The organism is Aestuariivirga sp. (assembly GCF_020252405.1).
Classification (GTDB): domain Bacteria; phylum Pseudomonadota; class Alphaproteobacteria; order Rhizobiales; family Aestuariivirgaceae; genus Aestuariivirga.
The window spans coordinates 1-8,376 of record NZ_JADCDA010000045.1 but is presented as its reverse complement, the minus strand read 5'-3'; the positions used below and the strand labels follow the sequence as shown (position 1 = coordinate 8,376).

8 protein-coding genes, 2 tRNA genes and 2 pseudogenes are annotated in these 8,376 nt (G+C 65.1%); 8 read left to right on the top strand and 4 right to left on the bottom strand.

Annotation, left to right across the window (positions count from 1 at the left end):
• Positions 1-144 precede the first annotated feature (144 nt).
• The 4 genes from IOC69_RS07895 to IOC69_RS07880 all read right to left on the bottom strand — a co-directional run bounded on the left by IOC69_RS07895 (position 145) and on the right by IOC69_RS07880 (position 3,495).
• Positions 145-444 (bottom strand): PilZ domain-containing protein, encoded by a 300-nt coding sequence (locus IOC69_RS07895; protein ID WP_290542999.1) that lies wholly within the window; start codon positions 442-444, stop codon positions 145-147.
• A gap of 155 nt (positions 445-599) precedes the next feature.
• A complete protein-coding gene (locus IOC69_RS07890) occupies positions 600-1,253 on the bottom strand; it encodes a DUF2497 domain-containing protein (protein ID WP_290542998.1) in 654 nt (217 codons plus the stop codon).
• A gap of 104 nt (positions 1,254-1,357) precedes the next feature.
• Complete coding sequence (locus IOC69_RS07885; protein WP_290542997.1) at positions 1,358-2,755, bottom strand: TolC family outer membrane protein; 1,398 nt, start codon at positions 2,753-2,755, stop codon at positions 1,358-1,360.
• Between the two features lie 71 nt (positions 2,756-2,826).
• A complete protein-coding gene (locus IOC69_RS07880) occupies positions 2,827-3,495 on the bottom strand; it encodes a protein-L-isoaspartate O-methyltransferase (protein WP_290542996.1) in 669 nt (222 codons plus the stop codon).
• Positions 3,496-3,743: 248 nt separating this feature from the next.
• Between IOC69_RS07880 and IOC69_RS07875 the strand changes: the two genes are divergently transcribed.
• The 8 genes and pseudogenes from IOC69_RS07875 (at position 3,744) to sseA (ending at position 8,124) form a co-directional block, all read left to right on the top strand.
• Positions 3,744-3,817 (top strand) — tRNA-Cys (locus IOC69_RS07875).
• A gap of 67 nt (positions 3,818-3,884) precedes the next feature.
• Positions 3,885-3,995: pseudogene (locus IOC69_RS07870) on the top strand (1-deoxy-D-xylulose-5-phosphate synthase N-terminal domain-containing protein); the annotation flags it as partial.
• Positions 3,996-4,013: 18 nt separating this feature from the next.
• Positions 4,014-4,232: pseudogene (locus IOC69_RS07865) on the top strand (transketolase C-terminal domain-containing protein); the annotation flags it as partial.
• Between the two features lie 91 nt (positions 4,233-4,323).
• A tRNA-Asn gene (locus tag IOC69_RS07860) sits at positions 4,324-4,399 on the top strand.
• Positions 4,400-4,713: 314 nt separating this feature from the next.
• Positions 4,714-5,412 carry a hypothetical protein gene (locus tag IOC69_RS07855; RefSeq protein WP_290542995.1) on the top strand — a complete coding sequence of 233 codons (699 nt, stop codon included), beginning with the start codon at positions 4,714-4,716 and terminating at the stop codon, positions 5,410-5,412.
• Between the two features lie 128 nt (positions 5,413-5,540).
• A complete protein-coding gene (locus IOC69_RS07850; protein ID WP_290542994.1) occupies positions 5,541-6,566 on the top strand; it encodes a cysteine synthase A in 1,026 nt (341 codons plus the stop codon).
• Positions 6,563-7,282 carry an alanyl-tRNA editing protein gene (locus IOC69_RS07845; protein ID WP_290542993.1) on the top strand — a complete coding sequence of 240 codons (720 nt, stop codon included), beginning with the start codon at positions 6,563-6,565 and terminating at the stop codon, positions 7,280-7,282. The genes IOC69_RS07850 and IOC69_RS07845 overlap by 4 nt, the downstream gene beginning before the upstream one ends.
• Positions 7,279-8,124: a 3-mercaptopyruvate sulfurtransferase gene (gene sseA, locus IOC69_RS07840; protein WP_290542992.1), complete on the top strand. Its 846-nt coding sequence runs from the start codon at positions 7,279-7,281 to the stop codon at positions 8,122-8,124. Before IOC69_RS07845 ends, sseA begins: the two co-directional genes overlap by 4 nt.
• Positions 8,125-8,376 lie beyond the last annotated feature (252 nt).

The window sequence follows — 8,376 nt, the reverse complement described above, 5'->3', positions numbered from 1 at the left end:
GCTGTTGACCCGTCGCATGATCCGCAAAAGTGGAACCGCTTTTGCGACAAGATCATGCTCAAGCTGTTGACCCGTCGCATGATCCGCAAAAGTGGAACCGCTTTTGCGACAAGATCATGCTCAAGCTGTTGACCCGTCGCGGCGTTAAGCCAGCAAGTGCAAGGCCCTGCGCGGCGGCGACATGAACTGGACGCCGAACTCGGTGAGGCTGCGCCAGACCACTCGAACATCGCGGATTTCGCGCTCCGCCACGAACAGCAACTGGAACTGGTCCGGCATTTGCGCCGCCGTGGGGCAGGATAACCTCGCCCCGCCCGCCGAGATATCGCGCATTACGCAATCGATCACTGAACCGCGCGAGTTGAAGACCGCCTTCACCCGTTTGAAAACGCGCTGCCGTGGGTGGGCGCGCCGCTCGTCCAGAAAAGCCTGTGCTGCAGTCATGGGTTCCGACTCTCAACGAGGAGAAGTTCAATCAGAAGTCGATTAAATAAACACAAACTCGCTATAGTTGTATATTACGAAGCGTTAATTGAAGCACCGCTCGAAGTCAATCGAAAAAACAACCCGACGTCAATTTCATGACAAAATGCTGAAATTCAGCGGCCGGCGCGGGCCACGCGCTCAATTTCCTCGCGCACCAGGCGCTCCACCATGGCGGGCAGGTTCTCATCCAGCCACTGCTTCAGCATCACCCGCAGCAGTTCCCGCGTCATCTGCTCCACTGATCGCTCATTGACGCCCCGCGTCAAGACCGAATCGGCCAGCTTGCCGAAGGTGGACTGCACGGCCTGGGCCGCGTTGCCGGAGAGCATAACGGGGGGCTCGTTGCGGGCCGGCAGGCGCGGCACCGCCACGGCATGAACCTCATGACGCGGTTGCAGCCTGGGTGACTCATTGTCGAGAACAGCGCCGCGCAGCCGTGGCGCCGGCGGATCCAGCTCACGCAGCCGCGGAGCCGGAGACGGCGGCTCCAGCTCCCGCCAGTTGCGGCGCGGCGTTTCGTTCTGCAGCGCAGCCGCCAGGCTGGCGGCGCGCTGACCCGGCTCGCCCTGGAGCGGTGGCTTGCCCGTCCGCGCCCGGGAAATTCTCTCGCGCAGCTGCTGGATTTCGCTTGCTGCCGCGGCAAGTTCATCGGCTGGCCGGGGCGCGGACGCGGTGGGTGGGGGCGGCGACCGCAGCCGTCCGATCGCCTGATCATCCCCGATATCCTCGTGGATGGCCTTGCGGATCGAGGCCAGGAGATCTTCCATTCGCGGTTCTGCAGTCACGTCGTCCACCCTGAAACGGATTACAAACCTTAACCCGTGTTAAAGAATAGCGCGAGCCGCAAGGTCTTGTCGATATCCAAGGCGGCCTATTCGACCGTTTTGACGTCGGTGCCAATCCATTTGTTGCGCACGCGCTTGTAATTGGCGTCAGGGTCATAGACCGGAACCTTGAGGCCAACTTCCTTCGCTGTGAGGTGGCCGATGGCGGCCAGCAGCTGGTAACCGCTCACCACCCGGTTCCGTTCCGCCGTCACCTGCAGAACCTGCGCCTGCACAAGGTCGCGCTGCGCGTCGAGCACGTCCAGCGTGGTGCGGGTGCCCGCCTGATATTCCGCCTGCACGCCCTGCAGCGCCAGCTGGGCGGCAGAGACCTGGGTGCGGGTGTTCTTGATGATCTGGGCCAGCCCCACATAAGCGTTCCACGACGATGCCACGGCCTGCCTGACGGCCCGCGCCACCTCGATCACCTGAATGCGGCTCTGGCTCGCCAGCTGCTTGGCCTGGCGCACCTGCGAATAGACGATGCCGGATTCGTAGAGGGGGATCGAGAGCTGAGCGCCGACAACGGCCTGGCGCGTATGCTGATTGGGCGTGGAAAGATCGGGATCGACGCGAGCCGCGGATGCCACGAGATCGGCGCTGGGCAGCAGGCTCGAGAACGCGACCTTGATGTCGCTGTTGCGCGCCGACTCGACAAAGGCCTGCGCCAGGACCTGCGGATTGATCTGGCCGGCGGTATCGAGAGCTGTTTTGAGCGAGTTTGGAACGTTCACGACCTTGGGATAGTTCAACTTGTCGGGCTCTTGCCCCACCACCTGCAGATAGGTGGCCACGGCGCGGGCGAGGTCGGTCTGCGAATTGACAAGAAAGCTCTGCGCTTCGGCAAGGCGGGCCTGCGCCTGCGCCACGTCGGTCCGGGTGATTTCGCCCACCGCGAAACGGTCCCGTGCCGCCTTCACCTGCGCCTGCAGCGCCGCCACGTCCTGCTGGCGGAGAACCACGAACTGGCGGCCCGCATAGACGTCCATATAGGCCTGCACCACATCGAAAAGCACCTGCTGCTCGGTCTGCAGCAGGTTCTGCTTGCCGGCATCGACGCGGGCTTCCGCGGCCTTGGTGCTGTTCACCGTGCCGAAGCCGCGGAACAGCGGCTGGGCGAGCTGAATGGCAACGCTGCTGTTCGTGGCATCGCCATTGTCGCGGACGATGTCGCCGTTGAGGTCGACGCCCACGGGCTGCGAGGAATAGGTCCGGTTGATCTCGGCGCTCACCCCCACCGTGGGCCGCCATCCGGACAGCGCCTGCGGCACCAACTCGTCGGTGGCGCGCTGGCCGGCGCGCGCGGCGTTGAGCGTGGGGTTTGTGACGTAGGCCTTCTCCATCGCGCCGAACAGCGTATCGGCCGATGCGGACACGCTCAGCGTCACGGTCGCGGCGGAAATCGCCACCCCTGAGAGGAAGGCCCGCATCCAGTTCCGTGTCATCGATCCACCACTCCCCTACACAACCCCGGACCCGCCGGGCCGGACATCCTCAGCGCATGCCGTTCCACGCCTCAAAAAACGAAGGCAGGCTTCTTCCTCTTCAGCCCCGGCAGCGCCGTCACCGAGGCGTCGAACACCTGGCGCACCGCAATGGCCCCGCCCGAGCGCGAATAGATGCAGGCCTGCGACGTCTCGCGCTCGCCCACCACGCCGACAAGCCGCCCGCCATCGGCCAGTTGATCGATCAATGACTGCGGCGCCTCCTCGGCGCGGCCCTCAAGCAGGATCACGTCGAAAGGCTGCTCCGCCGCCACACCGCCGGCCAGCGGACCCTCGACCAGTTTCACATTGGCGAGCCCCCTCAGATTGCCGCGCGCGTGATGGGCAAGCCCGGCATCGCTCTCGAGCGCCACAACGGTTGCGGCAAGCTGCGCCGCCACGGCCGCGCCATAGCCCGTCCCGGCCCCGACGATCAGCAGCTTGTCGGAGGGCCTGATGGCGGCATGCTGCAGCATGCGCGCAAAGGCCATGATTTCGATCAGCGCGCGCGGGCCATGGGCCTTGTCGTGGTGGTCGAGCGGCACATCCTCGTCCATATAGGCCAGCGCCCGGCGGCTCTCCGGCACGAAATTCTCACGCGGGATCGCTTCAATGGCCGCAATGATGCGCCGGTCGGTGATGCCGTTGGGGCGGACCTGCGATTCGACCATGTTGAGACGGGCAGCAGTGAAGTCGGTCATTCTTTTCCTGAAGTCTCGGGCATTTACGGATCATTAATCTTTTTGTAGCGAAGGACGCCCGCTGAGTCCACCCGGTGCCGCGAAAATGCCCCGGGCCGGCCTTCACAATACCGGGTTATCAACGACAACAACGATTGCCGCCGCACCCGCCCCGGCCCCGCAGGCACCGGACATTGGCCCTTGTCAGCGCCCGCGCTGCATGTCATATACTACCGACGCTCAACGTGTAAGTAATTGAAATAAAACAAGGCCTCGTGGCGGAGTGGTTACGCAGAGGACTGCAAATCCTTGCACCCCGGTTCGATTCCGGGCGAGGCCTCCACATTTTACATATGGAACAGGACAGGCAAAACCCGCGCGGCGGCCGAGACGGGCGGCCATTTCGGCGGGGGCTTGGTGTCGTCGAACTCACCGTGGCGCAGCACTATGTTTTTCACACGCCGCGCGACAAGCTGATCTGGGATGTAAGCCATCGGGCCTATCCTCATAAATTCCTCGCATAAAGGCGCGAGCGAACCGACGCCGCCATTCTGTCGCTGGCCGCCAGGCTCGAAGCCGCGCTTGCGGAAGCCCTGTCGCTCTCGCAACTGGGGATCGAGGAGAGCGTGGCCAACGCCCGCTTCTGCGAGCCGCTGGACACCGCGCTGGTCGAGGGCCTCGCCCGCCACCACCCGCACCTGGTGACGGTGGAGGACGGCGCCATTGCGGCGGGAATCCGGGCGGCGCTTGCGCCCTGATCCCAGCGCTTTTCCGCCGCGGCGGTGAGCCTTCCCGCCCTCGCAGAAAGTGCTTTTCCCCGCCGAACCCGTCTGCTATGGAGCGGCTTATTCCCCGATAGCTCAGTTGGTAGAGCATTCGACTGTTAATCGAATGGTCCCTGGTTCGAGTCCAGGTCGGGGAGCCAATTCTTCGAAAACCGGCATTCGCGCCCCGGACGACGTCTTCGACCGTCCTTGCATATTGAACGGCCCTGACATTTCCCGGTGGGTTGCCGCGGGATTTAGCGGAGCGATGGCCGTCGCTGTTTGCCCAATTGCCGGGCCGCCGGGTGAAGCGGGCTCCGCGACAAGCCTCACGCCCGTTCGCGCAATTTGGCCGCAATCGGCTGGCGGGAGGGAGAGGTTTTCGGTATCAATCGTTCCGCCGCCTGTGCACTCGGTCGTCTTCTCCGGTTGTGCATGGCTCCGGCACAACAGAAGGCTCGAAGGAGATCACGGAATGAACCTCAAGGTCCTTACCCGCGCCGCCGCCATGGTGGCGGCACTGGCGCTCGCGGCCCCGGCCGCTGGCGCTGCCGAACCCGCCAATCCGCATATCCCGCTGCAGAAGACCATTGGCCAGCCGCAGGCTCAGGCCCCGGTGCCATCGCTCGGCGTCATCAACTCCGCCGGCGCGACACTCGAGGGCAACAAACTCACCCTCACCGGCGTCACCGGGAACGTCATCATCTTCGCCGACCGCCCGGTGCGCGCCGCCGGCCACGAGACGACCGAAATGTTCATCGCCCGCTGGGGCGACGGCAAGGACAGCTTCGCCAAAGACCCGCCGAACGCCACCGTCTCGGTTCTCGGCGGCGAGACGGACGGCGTGACCGACGCCGTCGTCGTCCTCAAGAATCCGAAGCTCGACGGCGCCACGCTGACCTTCGATGTCGATGTTCTCGAAGGCGACCTCAAGGGCCTGAAGGGTCCGGCGGCGGTCTTCATCGATTGGTTCGCGGCCGGTCCGCGCGGCTTTGCCGCGGGCGGCGGCTGGCATGGCGGATACGGCTACCATGCCTGGTATGGCGCTCCGGTTGCAGCTGGTATCGCGGCCGGCGCGGTGGCCGGTGCTGCCGTGGGCGCGGCCATTGCCCATCCTTATGGCTACTACCCCCCTCCCGCCTGCGGCTACTACCCCTACCCGCCCTGCTACTGAGCGGAGCTGACCGACACAGCAAGGGCGCCGGAAGACCGGGCGTCCTTGTTCACTTTGGAGTGCCTGCGCCCCCCGGATTCCATGCTCCGGATTTGACGGAACCCGCCCGCTGGGGCATCACTGTCCCCATGGATATCAAGCAAGACATCATCGCCGCCATCGGCAACACGCCGCTGATCAGGCTCCGCAAGGCTTCCGAGCTCACCGGCTGCGCCATTCTGGGCAAGGCGGAGTTCATGAATCCCGGCCAGTCGGTCAAGGACCGCGCCGCCCTGTTCATCATCCGCGACGCCATCGCGCGGGGCGAGCTCAAGCCCGGCGGCGCCATCGTCGAGGGCACGGCGGGCAACACGGGCATCGGCCTCACGGTGGTGGCCAACGCCATGGGTTTCCGCTCGGTGATCGTCATCCCCGACACCCAGGCACAGGAAAAGAAGGATGCGCTCCGCCAATTGGGCGCCGAGCTCGTCGAGGTGCCGGCCGTTCCCTACAAGAACCCCAACAACTTTGTGAAATATTCGGGCCGCCTCGCGAAGGCGATAGGCGCCGTCTGGGCCAACCAGTTCGACAATACCGCAAACCGCATGGCCCATATCGAAGGTACCGCGCCCGAAATCTGGCATCAGACGGACGGCAAGGTCGATGCCTTTGTGGCCGCCGTCGGTTCCGGCGGCACGCTGGCGGGCGTTTCGATGGGCCTCAAGTCCTTCAACCCCAATATCAAGATCGCGCTGGCCGATCCGATGGGTGCGGCCCTTTACAATTATTACAAGCACGGGGAGCTGAAGGCCGAGGGCTCCTCCATCACCGAGGGCATCGGCCAGGGCCGCATCACCGCGAACCTCGAGGGGGCCATTATCGATGACGCCTTCCAGATCCCGGACTCCGAGGCGATCCCCATCGCCTTCGACCTCCTTGAGCACGAGGGCCTGTGCATGGGCGGCTCGACCGGCGTCAACGTGGCGGGTGCGATCCGCATGGCGAAGAAGCTGGGTCCCGGCCACACCATCGTGACCATCCTCTGCGATTATGGCACGCGCTATGCGTCCAGGCTCTTCAACCCCGCCTTCCTGCGCGGGAAGAACCTGCCCGTGCCGGCCTGGCTCGAAAAGGCGCCGGACGTCCCCAATGTCACCGAAGAGGTCCCGGCTTGACCGCGGTCCTGCTGTTCCGTGACGACGCCTGTCTGAGGCACTGCGAGGCCACCGTCACCGGTATTAACGACAAGGGCGGCATCCTGCTGGACCGCACGGTCTTCTACGCCACCGCCGGCGGCCAGCCGGGCGACAAGGGCACGCTGACGTGGGACGGCGGCGCTGTGGCCATCGCCACCACTGTCTATGACGGGGCGAAGGATGTCGTGCACGTTCCCGCCGAAGGCTCAGCGCTCCCCGGCATCGGTTCGCAGGTCAGGCTCGCGCTCGACTGGCCCAACCGCCACCGCAACATGCGCGCCCACACCCTCATGCACCTGCTTTGCGCCTCCGTGCCCTTCCCCGTCACCGGCGGCGCCATCGGCGAGGATGGCGGCCGCATCGACTTTGACATTCCCGAAGGACGGATTCCCGACAAGGCCGAACTCACCGCCACCCTCAACCGCCTCGTCACGGAAGACCATCCCGTCTCCTTCCGCTGGATCACGGATGAGGAGATGGCGGCGAACCAGCACCTGATCCGCACCATGTCGGTGAAGCCGCCGGTGGGCACGGGGTCCGTCCGCCTCGTGATGATCGGGGAGGACGGCAAGGTGGACCTCCAGCCCTGCGGCGGCACGCATCTCGCCTCCACCGCCGCCATCGGCCCGGTCGCAGTGGCCAAGATCGAGAACAAGGGCAAGATCAACCGGCGCATCAGGGTGGTGTTCCAATGAGCGACGACATCGTCTCCACCCAATGGCTGGCGGATCGCCTCGGCTCGCCCGACATCGCCATCATCGACGCCTCCTGGCACCTTCCCGCCGCGAACCGCGACGCGAGGAAGGAATTTGCTGAAGCCCACATCCCCGGCGCCCAGTTCTTCGACATCGACGAGCTGTCGGACACGGCCTCGAGCCTTCCCCACATGCTGCCCAGCGCGGAAAAATTCTCATCCCGCATGCGCAAAATGGGCATCGGCGACGGCAAGCGCGTCATCGCCTATGACACGGCGGGCCTGTTCTCGGCCGCCCGCGCCTGGTGGATGTTCAAGGTCTTTGGCCACGAAGATGTGGCGGTGCTGGACGGCGGGCTCAGGAAATGGCTGGCCGAGGCCCGCGCCACGGAAGATGGCCCCGCCCTTCCCCGCCAGGAGCGTCACTTCACCGCCCGCGTCAGGGGTTCCATGGTGAAGGATATGGGGGAGGTCGCCGCCGCGCTGAAATCCGGCGCGGCACAGGTGGCCGATGCCCGCTCCGCCACGCGCTTCCGCGGCGAGGAGGCGGAGCCCCGCCCGGGCGTGCGCGCCGGCCACATGCCGGGGGCCAGAAACGTCCACTATGCAAGCCTCCTCAACCCCGACGGCACGCTCAAGTCCCCGACAGGGATCGCGGACGTCTTCAAGGCCGCGGGCATCGACCTCGCGAAGCCCGTCATCACCTCCTGCGGCTCAGGCATCACCGCCGCCATCCTCACATTGGGCCTCACGCTGGCAGGCGCGCGCAACCACGCCCTCTATGACGGCTCCTGGACCGAATGGGGCGGCAACCCGGATAATCCGGTGGCGACCGGAGCGTAGGCCTCTGCGGCAGGCGCGCCACGTTCAGCGGTTCCCTGCACCCTGCCACGCCGAAAAAGCCCTCATCCGGCCTTTGGCCACCTTCTCCCATTGCATCGCAACGGGAGAAGGACTCGTTTCGCGATCTTCCCACGGTAGTGTCCAGAATCTTTCGCACATTTTTTCAAGCGACAGCGGCTTCGGTTTGGGTTTCCTCGGCCTGAAACAGTGGCCGCATGTTCATGTACCGTTTCGTTGACCACTGCGTTCCGG

What these genes read in the sequence shown, in the direction of transcription:
- IOC69_RS07850 (WP_290542994.1), top strand. Translation starts at nt 5,541, where the DNA reads ATGGATATCAAGCAAGACATCATCGCCGCCATCGGCAACACGCCGCTG.
- sseA (WP_290542992.1), top strand. Translation starts at nt 7,279, where the DNA reads ATGAGCGACGACATCGTCTCCACCCAATGGCTGGCGGATCGCCTCGGC.
- IOC69_RS07885 (WP_290542997.1), bottom strand. Translation starts at nt 2,755, where the DNA reads ATGACACGGAACTGGATGCGGGCCTTCCTCTCAGGGGTGGCGATTTCC.
- IOC69_RS07880 (WP_290542996.1), bottom strand. Translation starts at nt 3,495, where the DNA reads ATGACCGACTTCACTGCTGCCCGTCTCAACATGGTCGAATCGCAGGTC.
- IOC69_RS07855 (WP_290542995.1), top strand. Translation starts at nt 4,714, where the DNA reads ATGAACCTCAAGGTCCTTACCCGCGCCGCCGCCATGGTGGCGGCACTG.
- IOC69_RS07890 (WP_290542998.1), bottom strand. Translation starts at nt 1,253, where the DNA reads ATGGAAGATCTCCTGGCCTCGATCCGCAAGGCCATCCACGAGGATATC.
- IOC69_RS07895 (WP_290542999.1), bottom strand. Translation starts at nt 444, where the DNA reads ATGACTGCAGCACAGGCTTTTCTGGACGAGCGGCGCGCCCACCCACGG.